Below are 15,619 nucleotides of genomic sequence, written 5' to 3' on the forward strand. Positions count from 1 at the left end.
TGAGCGAATAACAAATCTTGTTTATCCGCCTGTCAGGCTCTTTCGGCCACCCACTTTCAGTTAATCAAGGAAAGCTTGTTTTATGTCTACTGCTTCCGCTTACATTCCTCTATCGGGTATCTCACTGGCGGATATTCTGGCCAGACGCGACTGGGAAAATCCGGCTTGTCCTCACATTCGTCGTCTGGATGCCCATCCGCCATTTTCCAGCTGGCGCGATCTCGACGCCGCACGCGATGACCAGCCGTCCAATCGTCGCCAGATGCTGAATGGCGAATGGACCTTCAGCTATTTCCCTCGCCCGGAAGCCGTACCTGAACAGTGGTTAGCCCAGGATTTGAATGATGCCGATTCCATCACTGTGCCCTCTAACTGGCAGTTGGCTGGATACGACGCTCCTATTTATACCAACGTCAAATACCCCATACCGGTCACCCCGCCGTTCGTACCACAAGACAACCCTACCGGCTGTTATTCGCTCACATTTTCAGTTAACGCTGACTGGCTGGCGCAAGGGCAAACCCGTATCGTGTTTGACGGCGTTAATTCCGCCTTCCATCTGTGGTGTAACGGCAAATGGGTCGGTTATTCTCAGGACAGCCGACTGCCGGCAGAGTTCGATCTGACGTCCTGCCTGCAAGCGGGAGAAAACCGGCTGGCGGTGATGGTGCTGCGCTGGTCTGACGGTACGTATCTGGAAGATCAGGACATGTGGCGCATGAGCGGTATTTACCGCGATGTCTACCTGCTGCACAAACCGGCGGTACATCTGTGTGACGTGCAACTCACTACCCCGCTACGCCATAGCTACACGCAAGGTACTCTGTGTGTCGCCGCTCAGGCTAACTTGCCGGAAGCACAGGCATGGCAACTGTATGTACAACTGTGGCGCAACGGACAGTTGATCGGCGAACGCCGCACGCCGTTTGGCACACCGGCTATCGATGAACGCGGCGCTTATCACGACAGAGTGAACCTGCAACTGGAGGTCGCACAACCGGCGTTATGGAGTGCGGAAGAACCCAATCTGTACCGGGCGGTGGTGGCGCTGGAGCACGCCGATGGCACGCTGGTGGAAGCAGAAGCCTATGATGTCGGTTTCCGCGACGTTGCTATCCGCAATGGACTGCTGCTACTCAACGGCCAACCGTTACTGATTCGTGGCACTAACCGCCATGAACATCACCCGCAACACGGCCAGGCCATTGATGAAGCCACCATGCGCCAGGACATTCTGCTGATGAAGCAGCACAACTTCAACGCCGTACGTTGCTCGCACTATCCTAATCACCCATTGTGGTATCGGCTGTGTGACCGTTACGGGCTATACGTGGTAGACGAAGCCAACATAGAGACTCACGGAATGCAGCCGATGAGCCGTCTGTCTGACGACCCGCGCTGGCTACCCGCTTACGCTGAACGTGTCACCCGTATGGTGCAACGCGACCGCAACCACCCTTGCATTATTATCTGGTCGCTGGGTAATGAATCAGGCTACGGTACTACCCATAGTGCACTCTACCAGTGGGTGAAGCAGCAGGACCCAACCCGCCCCGTGCAATACGAAGGCGGCGGTGCCAATACGCCTGCTACTGACATTTTGTGCCCGATGTACGCCAGAGTGGATCAAGACCAGCCCTTCCCGGCAGTGCCGAAGTGGTCAATCAAAAAATGGATTGGTATGCCGGGAGAAAACCGCCCGCTGATTCTATGCGAATACGCACACGCCATGGGCAACAGCTTTGGCGGGTTTGACCGTTACTGGCAGGCATTCCGCCAGTATCCGCGTCTGCAAGGCGGTTTCGTCTGGGACTGGGTCGATCAGGCGCTGGTGCGCGAACACGATGGCAAATCACAATGGGCTTATGGCGGCGACTTCGGCGATAAACCCAACGACCGCCAGTTCTGCCTCAATGGTCTGGTGTTCCCTGACCGCACGCCGCACCCGGCGCTGTATGAAGCCCAGCGCGCCCAGCAGTTTTTCCAGTTCAGCCATCATGACGATGCCCCGCTGACGCTGACAGTGACCAGCGAATACCTGTTCCGCCACAGTGATAATGAAGAACTGCACTGGCGCATCATGCAAGATGACGTGCAACTGGCATCAGGCCGGGTAACGCTCGATATCGCACCGCAAGGCAGTCAGACACTCACCCTGTTGGAACAGATGCCAGCCCCGCAGCACCACGCCGACATGTGGCTGACGGTAGAGGTCGTTCAGCCAAACGCAACCGACTGGTCACCGGCTGGTCATCGCTGTGCCTGGGATCAATGGCAGTTGCCGATGCCGCTGGCGCGCTCAACGCCACGTCGTGACGATGGCAAATGCCCAACGTTAAACCAGACTGACGACCAGTTCGAGGTCATCCACGGTCAGCAGCGCTGGGCGTTCAACCGCCATAGCGGACTGTTGACGCAGTGGTGGCGCGATGGACAACCGCAGTTACTCAGTCCGTTACAGGATAATCTGGCGCGCGCGCCGCTGGATAACGACATCGGCATCAGCGAAGTGGACCGTATTGATCCAAACGCCTGGGTCGAGCGCTGGAAACTGGCCGGACTGTACCGGTACGACACCGACTGCCAGCAGATCCACGCCGACACGCCCAGTGATAGCGTGCTGATCACCACCGAACACGTCGGTCATTATCAGCAACAGGTGCTGTTTATCAGCCGTAAACAGTGGCGAATTGACGCGAAAGGCGTGTTGACAGTGAGCGTAGAAGTGGAGGTGGCTCGTCACCTGCCCTCACTGGCGCGCGTTGGCCTCTGCGTTCAACTGGCGGCAGTCAACCCACAGGTAAGCTGGTTGGGACTCGGCCCACACGAAAACTACCCTGATCGCCGTCTTGCCGCGCTGCATGGCCGCTGGCAACAACCACTGGAAGCGATGCACACACCATACATTTTCCCATCGGAAAACGGCCTGCGTTGCCATACCCAGGAACTGCGCTACGGCGACTGGCTTATCGAAGGCGATTTCCATTTCGGTATTGGCCGCTACAGCCTGCAGCAGTTGATGGATTGCACTCATCACCATCTGCTGCAGCCAGAACCGGGCACCTGGCTTAATCTGGACGGTTTCCATATGGGTGTTGGCGGCGATGACTCATGGAGTCCAAGCGTTGCACCGGATTATCTGCTGACCGCTCCCCGTTACCGCTACCAGTTGCAACTGCGATTGCAATAATCCCTTCAGGCTGGCGGCATCACCTTGCTGCCAGCCTGCTGTTCTAACACCGCAACACCGTGTAAAGCCCGGCTCAATCACGATGAACGTGTGAAAAAACCAGCATATTGCGCATTACCTCACCAAACGCGTAAAAAATGTGGTTTACACCTTTGACATGCACGATAGACCCCGTTATTATGCGCCCCGTTCAAGCAATTCCTCTGTAGTTCAGTCGGTAGAACGGCGGACTGTTAATCCGTATGTCACTGGTTCGAGTCCAGTCAGAGGAGCCAAATTCTTGTTTTCATGCGGCTTTGCGAATCCTTATATGATTCGGATTCAATAAGTTAGCGTGAAATATCTTCCCGATGCATTTTCAGTTTTCCCTCTGCATCGGGAGAATTTGGTGGTCAGATTTGGGGTCAGGTTGGTTCGATGACGGAGTGACCCCCACATGTCTCTTAATGATTCAAAAATCCGCAACGTAAAATCCTTAGCAAAACCTTTCAAAGTATCTGATTCACACGGTTTGTACCTGCTGGTTAATCCCGGTGGTTCGCGTCTCTGGTATCTCAAATATCGCATCAACGGAAAAGAATCCCGTCTTGGCTTAGGTGCCTACCCCGATGTGTCGCTGGCTGAGGCGCGTCAACAGCGTGACGGCATCCGTAAACTGCTGGCGCAGAATATCAACCCCGCACACCAGCGAGCGGCAAAAAAAGCACCCCGCTCACCAGAAAAATCATTCAGGGACGTAGCGCTGGACTGGCACAAGAGCAACCGGACATGGTCGGAGAACCATGCCGCCCGTCTGCTTGCCAGCATGAACAACCATATCTTTCCGGTCATCGGGCACCTGCCTGTTACGGAGCTGAACCCCCGTCATTTCATCAGCCTGCTGAAAGGCATCGAGAAAAAAGGGCTGCTGGAAGTGGCGTCCCGTACCCGGCAGCACCTGTGCAACATCATGCGCCATGCCGTGCATCAGGAACTGATTGAAAATAATCCGGCGGCCAGTCTGGACGGTATTATCGCCCCATCTGTTAAACGCCACTACCCTGCCCTGCCGCTGGAGCAACTACCGGAACTGTTGACTCAGATTGAGGACTACCAGCAAGGACGGGAATTAACCCGGCTGGCCGTATCGCTCACCCTGCATCTGTTTATCCGCTCCAGCGAACTGCGTTTTGCCCGCTGGTCGGAAATTGATTTCAGAAACCACATCTGGACTATTCCCGCCACCCGTGAAGCTATCCCCGGCGTGCGTTATTCCGGGCGTGGCGCGAAAATGCGTACCCCGCATATCGTTCCCCTCTCCCGTCAGTCCATCTCTATTTTGAAACAGATACGGAACATATCCGGGCATCAGGTGCTGGTATTCCCCGGTGATCACAATCCATATAAGCCGATGTGCGAAAACACGGTCAATAAAGCGTTGCGTCTGATGGGTTATGACACCAAAAATGACATCTGCGGCCACGGATTTCGGGCAATGGCTTGCAGCGCCCTGATGGAATCCGGCATGTGGTCACAAGATGCAGTTGAGCGCCAGATGAGCCATCAGGAACGCAACAGCGTGCGAGCGGCGTACATCCATAAAGCGGAATATCTGGATGCCCGAAAAGCGATGATGCAATGGTGGTCTGATTATCTGGATATGAACCGGGAAAGATACGTTGCACCCTATGTTTATGCGCAAGAATGCAGGGAAGACGTGCTTGAGTTATTTCGAAGCAAGAAGATTCATTAGGATTAGGCTCTGCCCTTTAGTTTGACAGCCGATTTAAAAATAGGCTCATCGCAAATCAGCGTGAGCCATAAATAATCCCCGGAAAAGATGGGGCCTGTTCATCAATGTGTTTCAGTCACGGCGGTTCTCAGAGTATAGCGGGTACTGACTTTCATCAGCCAGTAGAACAGGCTGGCTACCAGTAGTGAATTCAGTGCCGGAATTCCCCAAGTTGTATAAAACCCGATACCTGCGCCTGCCAGACTGGCAATAATTGCCGACCAGCCAATATGCGAAGCGCTATCAGGAAGCTCACCGCGATGACGGCTGGCATCCAGCAACGCTCGGCTACTCCTTAAAACATAATAATCAACCAGCATGACCCCTATCACTGGCGGGAAAAACACGCCAAGCAGTGTCAGAAAATCAACAAATCTATCTAATATACCAATCACAGATAAAGTAGTGCCGATAGCCCCAATAGTCAGGGTGATGGATTTATAACCCAACTTTTTACCACACAGGCCTTCTATCGCGTTGGCAACTCCCAGCGCAGACGAATACAAATTGATATCGTTGATACGCAACGTGGAAAAAACAACGGTGACCAGCCCTATTCCACCTGCCGTCTGCGACATGATTGTCACAATATCGGCAGTATTCAGCGCACGCGCTATCAGTATAGCCAGACCGTTAACGATGAACTCACCGACAATAATGGTCAGCATGGTTATCCAGAAAACATGGCGTCCGCTGCGAACGTACCTCGTCAGATCCGGCGTAATCAAAGTGGCAACAATACAACCACCTACAACCATTGTCGCACCGGCACTGACTGAGACTGCAGCACCCGCCCCTGCCCCTTGTAGTAACTGGCTAAAACTGTGTCCTGTCAGGGTCATAACCGAAATATAGGCCACAACCAGAATAAACAGCGGGACAGCAATACGGGCGGTATATCGCAACGCACTGAAGCCAAATGTCACCAGTAGCGTCAGTGCTCCACCCGATAATGCAGCAGACCAGCCAAACCCAAGCTTGTCGCCCAACGCAAAATTCAGTGAGTGGGCAAATACCGCGTTCTGGACGCCAAACCATCCGATAAGACTAACCGCAACGGTCACGCCAATCAGTACCGATCCTACACGACCAAAACCACACCATCGTGCCAGCAAACTACCGGACAGCCCTTCCTTCATCCCCGCATAACCCAGCCCCAGTGTGACGACACCAAAAATCGCACTGCCGACAACAATTGCCAGAAAAGCGTCGCCGAGTGTCATTGAATGCCCTAACACTGCCCCCAACATAAACTGGTCCAGTGCGGTCAGCATGCCAAGATAAACCAAAGCAACATTCAGAAAAGGAAGTCTTGCCGTCACTGGCACACGACTGACCGGATAATCATTAATACTGTTCATGCCATTCCTGTTTTAATCGTGCTGATTATAAGAAAAGGGTGCCTTTAACAAGTAAGCTGGGAGGGATATACCCATGCAGGTTATTTTGATAGCAGTATTCTTCGAATTGCCTGAGATTATGCACCCCCACTTTTTGATACATCCGCTGAATTCGATTATCAATCGTTCGCTTTGACAGGTTTTGTCTGGCGGCAATCTCTTCCTTGGAGAACTGGCACAGCAATAAAAACAGGGTTTCCATTTCAGTTGCACTGAACGGCCCTTCATAACTGGTTGTCCACTCAACCGGAGCGCGCTGTTTGGCTGAGAGGTAGACCGGGGATAACGTCCGTATCGGGCGGGATGTCCAGAGCGTACCGATTATCTCCTTTTCTTCGGAAAAAAGCGGGATTTTTTCGCACTGGTAGGGAACCAGCTCGGGGCTGTCAAACCAGTTGTAGGTTTCGATAACGATAACACGCTCTCCATTGGCCTGCAGGGTACGCCGATCATGCTCCACCATTTCATCAGCAAAATCAGCCCAGCCAACCGGGAATTCAGCATCCAGTTTGCCTTCAACGTTAAAATTTTTCGGTGTGTTGGTATAGGCATAGGCAGCAGAATTCATATAGATGCTCTTTGAGTCGAGATCTTTAATCCCCCAAGGTTCCCGTAGATTATCCAGCACAGTAATTATTCCACCCAAATTATTCATGCTTCATCCTTTATTGAAAACTTAAACCATTCACACTTTATATCAAAATAATTCTTGTTACATAGAGTCTTAACGACTCTTTTTATAAATAACCAAACTGGTTATTATCTTTTTCTGAATAACTTCAATCATGAAATAGAGTTATTACTTTATATTACTTAATTAGCCTGTTAATTAATTTAACATGAGGTAATCTATGGATATCAAAAAAGACTGGCACAATGCCGATATTATTGCCGAACTCAGGAAAAAAGGTACCTCTATGTCGGCAGTATCACGCAAAGCGGGTTTGAGTTCGACCACCTTAGCGAATGCATTGTTTCGCCCCTGGCCAAAAGGTGAATGGCTAATTGCCACTGCTATAGGTGTCCCACCTGAAGATATCTGGCCCAGTCGATATTTTGATAATGGAGTTCTGATTGACAGAAAAAAAAGAATGCGGAATAAGCAACATAATGTCGATTATTTCGAGCAGCCTATTCTGGTTAAATAAACTCTGGGTTATACAAAAAATAATTACGCGATACAGTCTAAAAGTCCGTATTAAGGATGGTGATATCCGTAATACGGGCTCATCAACTTCCACTCCATCCCTCGCTGTGTTTTTTTGTCGTCTCCGGGCATATGCCATTCTGCACTGGAGTAACCTATGACATCTCATCAATTATTACGTCTGAGACAAGTGGAAGAAAAAACCGGCCTGAAGCGCTCGCAAATCTATTTGTATATGAAAGACGGAGCCTTTCCGGCTTCAATAAAGATTGGTCCCGCCAGCGTAGCCCCCTCTGTCAGGATAGTTGTCACCCCCATCGAAAATACTAATGACAAGATGGGAACAGAGCGTGAAGCGTATTTCACCAGAACGTAAATCAGCCGCACTGGCTAAATTACTGCCGCCCTACAACATGACCGTCACCGCAGTTGCGCAGATGGAAGGGATATCGGAAGCTACCCTTTATTACTGGCGTAACAAGGCGAAAGCAGAGGGAATACCGGTGCCGGGGGCAGACAAAACTACAGACCAATGGTCAGCCGAAGCCCGGCTGGCTGTGATTATCGAAACAGCTACACTCAGCGAAACAGAACTCGCGCAATACTGCCGTAAAAAAGGGCTTTACCCGGAACAGATTAGTCAGTGGAAACAAGGCTTTTTGCAGGTATCGTCGCCCGGTGACAAAGCCGCTCTAAAACAGAGCCAGAAAGAAATTAAGCAACTCAAACGCGAACTGGCGCGTAAGGAAAAAGCACTGGCGGAGGCGGCGGCGATACTGGTGCTGCGAAAGCAGTTGCGGGATTACTACGGCGTCACCGACGAGGACGACTGACACCAGCAGCAGAACGGCAGGCCCTCATCGGTCACGTGCGGGAAGCGATGGCGTCAGGTGCACGATTGTCCGTGTCGCTCGCTGAAGCTGGATTAAGTGAGCGGACGTGGCGACGCTGGCAAACGTCGTGGGAGGACAAGCGTGTCAGCGCGGTCAGGCCCTCCCCGGTGAACCAGTTAAGTGAACAAGAAGAGCAACAGATACTGGCAGTGTGCCATCAGCCAGACTACGCCAGCCTCCCCCCTTCACAAATCGTACCGGCGTTGGCGGATAAGGGGATTTATCTGGCAAGCGAGTCAACCTTTTACCGGGTACTGCGTCGTCATGGAGAGGTGCATCGCCGGGGACGGCAACGGGCAGCGCAGAAAGTCACCCCGGCTACGAGTTGGCAGGCCAACGGGCCGAATGAGGTGTGGACATGGGACATTACATGGGTTCCGTCAACCGTAAAGGGGCGCTGGTTTTACCTGTATCTGGTGGAAGACCTCTACAGCCGAAAAATCGTGGGATATGAAGTGCATGAAACTGAAAGTGGTGAGCAGGCGGCAGCCCTGATACAACGCACGGTCCTTCGGGAAGGATGCTGGCAAAACCCGCCGGTACTTCATGCGGACAACGGCGCGGCGATGAAATCACAGACGTTGCAAATGAAGCTACACGAGCTGGCGATAACACCCTCTCACAGCCGGCCGAGGGTGAGTAACGATAACGCGTATGTGGAGTCGCTGTTCCGGACACTGAAATATGTCCCGCAGTGGCCGTCATCAGGGTTCGGCAAGTTGGAGGAGGCGCGTGAATGGGTAGAGGTTTTTGCTCAGTGGTATAACGAAATGCACAGACATAGCGGCATCAGGTATGTGACGCCGGGTCAGCGACATCGTGGAGAAGACGGTGTGTTGCTGAAAAATCGGGATGAGGTGTACAAAAAGGCAAAAGCGGAACGGCCTGAACGCTGGTCTGGCAGAACACGAAACTGGCATCCGGTAGGCAAGGTAATGCTGAATCCGGAACGGGAAAAAAAGGCAGCCTAAATCAACCGGGGGTGCCAACTATCTTGACACTTACCGGTAGCCTGGCTCGAATCTGAAGAGAGCGTTCAGAATTCTGTGTCACGTTAAAAATTCTACAGCGTCATCACGTTATTTAGTCGCCCTTCAAAATAAATGGCCAACTGTGACAATGTCAAATTCCAGCTCTGGATGGGCATTGTCCATTTTTCCTGTGCGTTCATCAGCCCCAGATAAAGCAGCTTCAACAGACTGTTTTCATTCGGGAAAGCACCTTTGGTTTTGGTCAGCTTCCTGAACTGTCTGTGCACCGATTCGATAGCATTTGTGGTGTAAATGACTTTGCGGATATTTGCCGGATAGCGGAAGTACGCTGACAGATTGTCCCACTTGCGTCGCCACGACTGGAGCACCACCGGATACTGCAACCCCCATTTCGCTTCCAGCTCATCCAGTGCCATTTCGGCCGCTTCTTTTGACACTGCACGGTAGACTGGCTTCAGGTCGGTCATGAAGGCTTTATGGTGCTTTGAGGCCACATATTTAATCGAATTGCGTATCTGATGAATGACGCACAACTGCACTTCCGTCTGCGGATAAATGCTGTTTATTGCCTCTGGGAAGCCGGTCAGCCCGTCCACGCAGGCAATCAGAATGTCTTTAACACCGCGATTTTGCAGGTCGCTTAATACCGACAGCCAGAAGTTAGCCCCCTCACTTTCTGACAGATACAGGCCCAGAACTTCCTTTTTACCTTCCAGATTCAGGGCCAGCACGGTGTAAACCGCTTTGCTCTGATAGCGGCCATCTTCCCGAATTTTATAGTGAATAGCGTCCAGCCAGACGAAGGGATAAACCTGCTCCAGCGGGCGCTGTTGCCACTGTTTTAGTTCAGGGATGACTTTATCGGTTACTGCACTGATGGTGGCAGTGGACACGCTGAAGGCATATAAATCTTCGATCTCCCGGCTAATGTCCTGATAGCTCATCCCCAGTGCAAACAGGCGAATGATCTTGTGTTCGATCTCGTCGGATAACGTGGTCTGATGCTTTTTCACCAACTGGGGTTCAAAAGTGCCATTACGATCGCGCGGAGTCGCCAGTTCGAAGCTGCCCGTCGGGGCTTTAATGGTCTTTTTGCCGGAGCCATTTTTACGGTTAGCTTCAACGTCCTGAGCCAGATGAGAGTCCAGTTCCGCAGAGAGGGCAGCTTCCGTTAACTGTTTGATTAAAGGCGTTAAGATACCATCTTTGCCCGTTAATGCCTGACCGGACTGGAGGGCTTTAAGCGCTTTATCGAAATCGAAGGGCTGGGACATATGTCATTCCTTTTTGATTGTATATTACCGGAATGACACAGAATTTCTAACACTCCCAATCTGAAATTGACGAGTGGATTAATCTCAAATTAGCTAACCGCTTAATGCGCTGATGGAGGATATCGTCTTATGATCCCCTCGCTGAATTATGCGGTGTTAACAAACGCCCTTGCTGCGCTCAAGGACGGTAATTTTCGTTATTGTGAGACGTTAGGGTTCACATTTGACGAATTAAATGCCCTCAATCAGCTCTCCCTCGACGAACTGTTTATCGAAAGATCGCACGACGTTATGCAGTGCTGACCTGACAATGAGACAAACGTTGGCGACCTTTCCCAGAAACGTCTCTATCTTGCTGTTTTTCACTTTACTCACCCGTCTCAGCTACTTTATGGCTTGGCCATTCTTATCCATTATTCTGACGCGCACTTATCAACTTACGCCGCTGGCGATAGGCAGCCTTATGTCAGGTTGCGCGTTGATTTCGGTGATATTAGGAATTTACGGGGGCTCATTGTCTGATCGCTTAGGCAGAAAAACGCTGCTGGTACTGGGCTGCCTGCTGGCGATCGTAGGCTATGCAGGCATTGCGCTGGCAAATGGCGTGTTCGTTTTCGCCTTCGGTCTTTTATTGACCGGCATCTCGTTTTCATGGATAGACGCCCCCAGCCGCGCCCTCATGAGCGATTTACTGCAGGACCCAAAACGGAGAGAGCTGGCGTTGCAAATTCGATACTTCGCGGTCAACATCGCGGCAGTAAGCGGCCCCCTCATTGGCATTACTTTTGGCCTAAACTCGCAAAAAAGCACGTTTTTGCTCACGGCATTCTCTTACATTCCGTTTTTACTCTTTTCTCTATGGTGTATTCCGCCGGGCAAGCCGTTGCATCACGATAGTGCCAAAGAGTCTCATGATGAAGGAATGCCTGCCTGGCAAGTCGTTCGACTTATATTCCGAGACAATATCTATATCATTGTCCTGATCAGCAGCATTCTCTGCTATTTGGTATATGCGCAGATCGAATCGATCGTACCGCAATATCTATTAATGCTGGACACCGTACGCGCAGTTGATGTAGTGACGGTAATTTTGGTGACCAACGCCCTTACCGTACTGGTCGCCCAATTTTATCTGGTGCCTTTGTTCGCCAACACTCCGCTCGAACAACGCATTATGATTGGCACCTTGATTTTTGCACTTTCCCAAATGCTGTTTTGGGCCAACGACACCACCAGCACGCTCTGGTGGGGAGGATGCGCAATGGTATTCAGCATCGCGGAAGCTATTCTGTTGCCTAATTTGAGCATTTTGCTCGATCGCCTTGCGCCGGAACGCTATCGTGGCGCGTATTTAGGTGCCTCGACACTGGTCGTGCTGGGTCTGTCTTTGGGGCCATTTGTTGGCGGAGCGCTGTTAGAGTGGTCGGGTAAAGGGGTGTTTATCATGATGGCGCTATTTTGCCTGAGCATTGCCGTTTTAATTTTGATAAACAAGAAGAAAATAAAGCACAGACTGGAAGAATAAGGTATGAACAACAAGGTTACTCTGATCACTGGCGGTGATCGCGGCATCGGTCGAGCGACCGCGCTCTGCCTAGCAAACAAGGGACATAAAATCTGCATCGGGTATCGAACGCGTGAAGACTGCGCGCACGAAGTCGTGGAAAGGATCCGGCATTCCGGCGGAGAAGTTATCGCCGTACAGGCCGATATCTCCCAGGAAGAGCAGATAGTGGCGTTATTTAAGCAGATAGACAAAGATTTGGGCCCTGTCTCCGGGTTGGTCAACAACGCCGGAATGCTGATGCCTCAAGCTTCGATCGAACAGCTAAACGCACAGCGCCTAGCGACACTATTCGCCACCAACGTCAGTGGCAGTTTCATCTGCGCACGCGAAGCTGTTAAGCGCATGGCGCACCGCCATGGCGGCAAAGGCGGTGCCATCGTAAACGTATCTTCCGCAGCGGCCCGCCTCGGCTCTCCGCATGAGTACGTAGATTATGCCGCCTCAAAAGGTGCAATCGACACCTTGACTATCGGTTTGTCTTTGGAGGTAGCGAGTCAAGGTATTCGCGTCAATGCCGTACGCCCCGGATTTATTTACACCGATATGCATGCCGACGGTGGCGAAGCCGCGCGGGTCGATCGTGTTAAAGATAGCCTGCCCATGAAACGCGGTGGTCATCCTGAAGAAGTAGCGCAAGCCATAGCTTGGTTGTTATCCGATGAAGCTTCGTATGTGACAGGCAGTTTTATCGATCTGGCCGGAGGAAAATGAAGGTATAGCGATATAACGCAGTGCTGATAGCCAAACGCTGTCCAGATTATCTCCATCGAGACCGGTTTGAATGACTTTAATGCTCTAATGGTCATTATCAGTGACCGTAAGCCTTTATCCGTCATTGTCAGATGCTTGGAAACGGGAAAGGTCCTTGGGGTGACCTCTTCCCTTTGTTCAGTACTGGCGTAAAGTAGAGTTTCCGGCCTGTCTTCTCCTGAAAAACGAGGTCATCCGTCATAAAAAAGTCACGATTTACCGAAGACCAGATCGCGTTTGCCCTGAAATAGGCCGAAACCGGCGCGCGGATTGACGAAGTCTGCAGAAAGATAGGAATTTCTGAAGCCACTTTTTCAACTGGAAGAAGAAATTTGGTGGCATGGCCGTGGTGGAGTTGCGCCGGTTGCGGCAACTGGAGGAGGAGAACCACCGTCTGAAGCGGCAGCCTGGCTGCTGGAAGTGTACAGTATCGGACTACATCGCGGCTGCCGTCTGATGATGCAAAGTCGTACGGTGTACCACTATCGCAGCTGTCGTGATGATCGGGCCGTCACCTACCGGATAAGGGAAATTGCCGAAACCCGCGTTTGCTACGGTGTGCAACGCATTCATATTCTGCTGAGTCGGAGGGCTGGTTGATTAACCATAAGAAAACACACCGGATTTACTGCCAGGAAGGTCTGAATCTGCGGACAAGGCGTCCCCGTCGGCATGTCCGCACGACGCACAGACAGGCACGTCCGGAAGTGACCGGCACAGACCAGTGCTGGAGCATGGACTTCGTGGTTGATAATCGGTTCAACGGGCGTCGGATCCGAGCGCTGACTGTAGTCGATAATTTTAGTCGGGAATGCTTGGCGATCTAAGTCGGTCAGGGATTGCGCGGGGACGATGTGGTCGGGGTCATGGAGCGTCTGAAGCAGTTATAGAAGCGAGTGCTGGGACAGCTGCAGACCGACAACGGCAGCGAGGTTATTTCCAGAACGCTGGATCAGTGGGCGTACGAAAACGGCATGACGATGGACTTCTCACGCCCAGGAAAACCGACAGATAATGCGCGGATAGAATCGTTTAACGGCAGCGACCAAGACGAGTGCCTGAGCGTTCACTGGTTCCTGTCACTGGAAGATGCTCAGGAAAATACGAGCACTGGAGACATGAATACAACCGGCACAGGCCGCATTCATCGTTAAATAACCAGACTCCGGAGGAATTTGTGCGAAGCCTGCAAAAAGCCCAGATCTCTGATTTAGCTTCGCACCGATTTAGGAAGAGATCAAGATCAACGGTACTGTCAGTTCTCTTTGAACACAGTTCCAGGGAGTGTTAGAAATTCTTTGTCATTCCAGTAATATACAATCAAAAAGGAATGACATATGTCCCAGCCCTTCGATTTCGATAAAGCGCTTAAAGCCCTCCAGTCCGGTCAGGCATTAACGGGCAAAGATGGTATCTTAACGCCTTTAATCAAACAGTTAACGGAAGCTGCCCTGTCTGCGGAACTGGACTCTCATCTGGCTCAGGACATTGAAGCTAACCGTAAAAATGGCTCCGGCAAAAAGACCATTAAAGCCCCGACGGGCAGCTTCGAGCTGGCGACTCCGCGCGATCGTAATGGCACTTTTGAACCCCAGTTGGTGAAAAAACATCAGACCACGTTATCCGACGAGATCGAACACAAGATCATTCGCCTGTTTGCACTGGGGATGAGCTATCAGGACATTAGCCGGGAGATCGAAGATTTATATGCCTTCAGCGTGTCCACTGCCACCATCAGTGCAGTAACCGATAAAGTCATCCCTGAACTAAAACAGTGGCAACAGCGCCCGCTGGAGCAGGTTTATCCCTTCGTCTGGCTGGACGCTATTCACTATAAAATTCGGGAAGATGGCCGCTATCAGAGCAAAGCGGTTTACACCGTGCTGGCCCTGAATCTGGAAGGTAAAAAGGAAGTTCTGGGCCTGTATCTGTCAGAAAGTGAGGGGGCTAACTTCTGGCTGTCGGTATTAAGCGACCTGCAAAATCGCGGTGTTAAAGACATTCTGATTGCCTGCGTGGACGGGCTGACCGGCTTCCCAGAGGCAATAAACAGCATTTATCCGCAGACGGAAGTGCAGTTGTGCGTCATTCATCAGATACGCAATTCGATTAAATATGTGGCCTCAAAGCACCATAAAGCCTTCATGACCGACCTGAAGCCAGTCTACCGTGCAGTGTCAAAAGAAGCGGCCGAAATGGCACTGGATGAGCTGGAAGCGAAATGGGGGTTGCAGTATCCGGTGGTGCTCCAGTCGTGGCGACGCAAGTGGGACAATCTGTCAGCGTACTTCCGCTATCCGGCAAATATCCGCAAAGTCATTTACACCACAAATGCTATCGAATCGGTGCACAGACAGTTCAGGAAGCTGACCAAAACCAAAGGTGCTTTCCCGAATGAAAACAGTCTGTTGAAGCTGCTTTATCTGGGGCTGATGAACGCACAGGAAAAATGGACAATGCCCATCCAGAGCTGGAATTTGACATTATCACAGTTGGCCATTTATTTTGAAGGGCGACTAAATAACGTGATGACGTTGTAGAATTTTTAACGTGACACAGAATTCTGAACGCTCTCCAGTTCCACTATGGGACAGCACTCTTCAGTGCTCGCGCTGGCTACACCTCCATCGCAGCA

11 protein-coding genes, 1 tRNA gene and 2 pseudogenes are annotated in these 15,619 nt (G+C 51.5%); 11 read left to right on the forward strand and 3 right to left on the reverse strand.

Annotated elements, in window-relative coordinates:
* Nucleotides 1–82 precede the first annotated feature (82 nt).
* From Dpoa569_RS11980 to Dpoa569_RS11990, 3 genes are all read left to right on the forward strand, one after another.
* Nucleotides 83–3,190: a beta-galactosidase gene (locus tag Dpoa569_RS11980; protein WP_050569427.1), complete on the forward strand. Its 3,108-nt coding sequence runs from the start codon at nucleotides 83–85 to the stop codon at nucleotides 3,188–3,190.
* Nucleotides 3,191–3,389: 199 nt separating this feature from the next.
* Nucleotides 3,390–3,465: transfer RNA gene (locus tag Dpoa569_RS11985), tRNA-Asn, on the forward strand.
* Nucleotides 3,466–3,626: 161 nt separating this feature from the next.
* A complete protein-coding gene (locus tag Dpoa569_RS11990) occupies nucleotides 3,627–4,922 on the forward strand; it encodes a tyrosine-type recombinase/integrase (protein ID WP_146411392.1) in 1,296 nt (431 codons plus the stop codon).
* 101 nt (nucleotides 4,923–5,023) lie between these two features.
* On the opposite strand, the gene Dpoa569_RS11995 is transcribed toward Dpoa569_RS11990, so the two are convergent.
* On the reverse strand, nucleotides 5,024–6,322 hold the full coding sequence (locus tag Dpoa569_RS11995; RefSeq protein ID WP_042871643.1) for a cytosine permease: 1,299 nt from the start codon (nucleotides 6,320–6,322) through the stop codon (nucleotides 5,024–5,026).
* A 25-nt stretch (nucleotides 6,323–6,347) separates the two neighbouring features.
* The gene (locus tag Dpoa569_RS12000; RefSeq protein WP_042871645.1) at nucleotides 6,348–7,016 is read right to left on the reverse strand and encodes a helix-turn-helix transcriptional regulator; all 669 of its coding nucleotides are present in this window, start codon (nucleotides 7,014–7,016) and stop codon (nucleotides 6,348–6,350) included.
* 196 nt (nucleotides 7,017–7,212) lie between these two features.
* On the opposite strand from Dpoa569_RS12000, the gene Dpoa569_RS12005 reads away from it, so the two are divergent.
* The 3 genes from Dpoa569_RS12005 (at nucleotide 7,213) to Dpoa569_RS12015 (ending at nucleotide 9,372) form a co-directional block, all read left to right on the forward strand.
* On the forward strand, nucleotides 7,213–7,509 hold the full coding sequence (locus Dpoa569_RS12005) for a helix-turn-helix domain-containing protein (protein ID WP_042871647.1): 297 nt from the start codon (nucleotides 7,213–7,215) through the stop codon (nucleotides 7,507–7,509).
* Between the two features lie 156 nt (nucleotides 7,510–7,665).
* Nucleotides 7,666–7,884 (forward strand): AlpA family phage regulatory protein, encoded by a 219-nt coding sequence (locus Dpoa569_RS19620; protein ID WP_042871649.1) that lies wholly within the window; start codon nucleotides 7,666–7,668, stop codon nucleotides 7,882–7,884.
* A protein-coding gene (locus Dpoa569_RS12015; protein ID WP_146411395.1) for an IS3 family transposase occupies nucleotides 7,859–9,372 on the forward strand; the annotation gives its coding sequence in 2 pieces (ribosomal slippage) (nucleotides 7,859–8,321 and nucleotides 8,321–9,372; 1,515 coding nt in all). Before Dpoa569_RS19620 ends, Dpoa569_RS12015 begins: the two co-directional genes overlap by 26 nt.
* Nucleotides 9,373–9,464: 92 nt before the next feature.
* Here Dpoa569_RS12015 and Dpoa569_RS12020 read toward each other — a convergent pair.
* Nucleotides 9,465–10,667: an IS256 family transposase gene (locus tag Dpoa569_RS12020; RefSeq protein WP_146410909.1), complete on the reverse strand. Its 1,203-nt coding sequence runs from the start codon at nucleotides 10,665–10,667 to the stop codon at nucleotides 9,465–9,467.
* A 129-nt stretch (nucleotides 10,668–10,796) separates the two neighbouring features.
* On the opposite strand from Dpoa569_RS12020, the pseudogene Dpoa569_RS12025 reads away from it, so the two are divergent.
* The 5 genes and pseudogenes from Dpoa569_RS12025 to Dpoa569_RS12045 all read left to right on the forward strand — a co-directional run.
* A pseudogene (locus Dpoa569_RS12025) lies at nucleotides 10,797–10,940 on the forward strand (STY4526/YPO1902 family pathogenicity island replication protein); the annotation flags it as partial.
* A gap of 49 nt (nucleotides 10,941–10,989) precedes the next feature.
* A complete protein-coding gene (locus tag Dpoa569_RS12030) occupies nucleotides 10,990–12,192 on the forward strand; it encodes an MFS transporter (protein WP_227983034.1) in 1,203 nt (400 codons plus the stop codon).
* A 3-nt stretch (nucleotides 12,193–12,195) separates the two neighbouring features.
* Nucleotides 12,196–12,945 carry an SDR family oxidoreductase gene (locus tag Dpoa569_RS12035; protein WP_024108537.1) on the forward strand — a complete coding sequence of 250 codons (750 nt, stop codon included), beginning with the start codon at nucleotides 12,196–12,198 and terminating at the stop codon, nucleotides 12,943–12,945.
* 239 nt (nucleotides 12,946–13,184) lie between these two features.
* A pseudogene (locus Dpoa569_RS12040) lies at nucleotides 13,185–14,275 on the forward strand (IS3 family transposase).
* Nucleotides 14,276–14,321: 46 nt separating this feature from the next.
* On the forward strand, nucleotides 14,322–15,524 hold the full coding sequence (locus Dpoa569_RS12045) for an IS256 family transposase (protein WP_146411014.1): 1,203 nt from the start codon (nucleotides 14,322–14,324) through the stop codon (nucleotides 15,522–15,524).
* Nucleotides 15,525–15,619: the final 95 nt, after the last annotated feature.

This window comes from Dickeya poaceiphila (genome assembly GCF_007858975.2).
GTDB lineage: Bacteria > Pseudomonadota > Gammaproteobacteria > Enterobacterales > Enterobacteriaceae > Dickeya > Dickeya poaceiphila.

Excerpts from the sequence above, each read along its gene's own strand:
- Dpoa569_RS11980 (WP_050569427.1), top strand. The coding sequence starts at position 83 with ATGTCTACTGCTTCCGCTTACATTCCTCTATCGGGTATCTCACTGGCG.
- Dpoa569_RS11990 (WP_146411392.1), top strand. The coding sequence starts at position 3,627 with ATGTCTCTTAATGATTCAAAAATCCGCAACGTAAAATCCTTAGCAAAA.
- Dpoa569_RS11995 (WP_042871643.1), bottom strand. The coding sequence starts at position 6,322 with ATGAACAGTATTAATGATTATCCGGTCAGTCGTGTGCCAGTGACGGCA.
- Dpoa569_RS12000 (WP_042871645.1), bottom strand. The coding sequence starts at position 7,016 with ATGAATAATTTGGGTGGAATAATTACTGTGCTGGATAATCTACGGGAA.
- Dpoa569_RS12005 (WP_042871647.1), top strand. The coding sequence starts at position 7,213 with ATGGATATCAAAAAAGACTGGCACAATGCCGATATTATTGCCGAACTC.
- Dpoa569_RS19620 (WP_042871649.1), top strand. The coding sequence starts at position 7,666 with ATGACATCTCATCAATTATTACGTCTGAGACAAGTGGAAGAAAAAACC.
- Dpoa569_RS12020 (WP_146410909.1), bottom strand. The coding sequence starts at position 10,667 with ATGTCCCAGCCCTTCGATTTCGATAAAGCGCTTAAAGCCCTCCAGTCC.
- Dpoa569_RS12035 (WP_024108537.1), top strand. The coding sequence starts at position 12,196 with ATGAACAACAAGGTTACTCTGATCACTGGCGGTGATCGCGGCATCGGT.
- Dpoa569_RS12045 (WP_146411014.1), top strand. The coding sequence starts at position 14,322 with ATGTCCCAGCCCTTCGATTTCGATAAAGCGCTTAAAGCCCTCCAGTCC.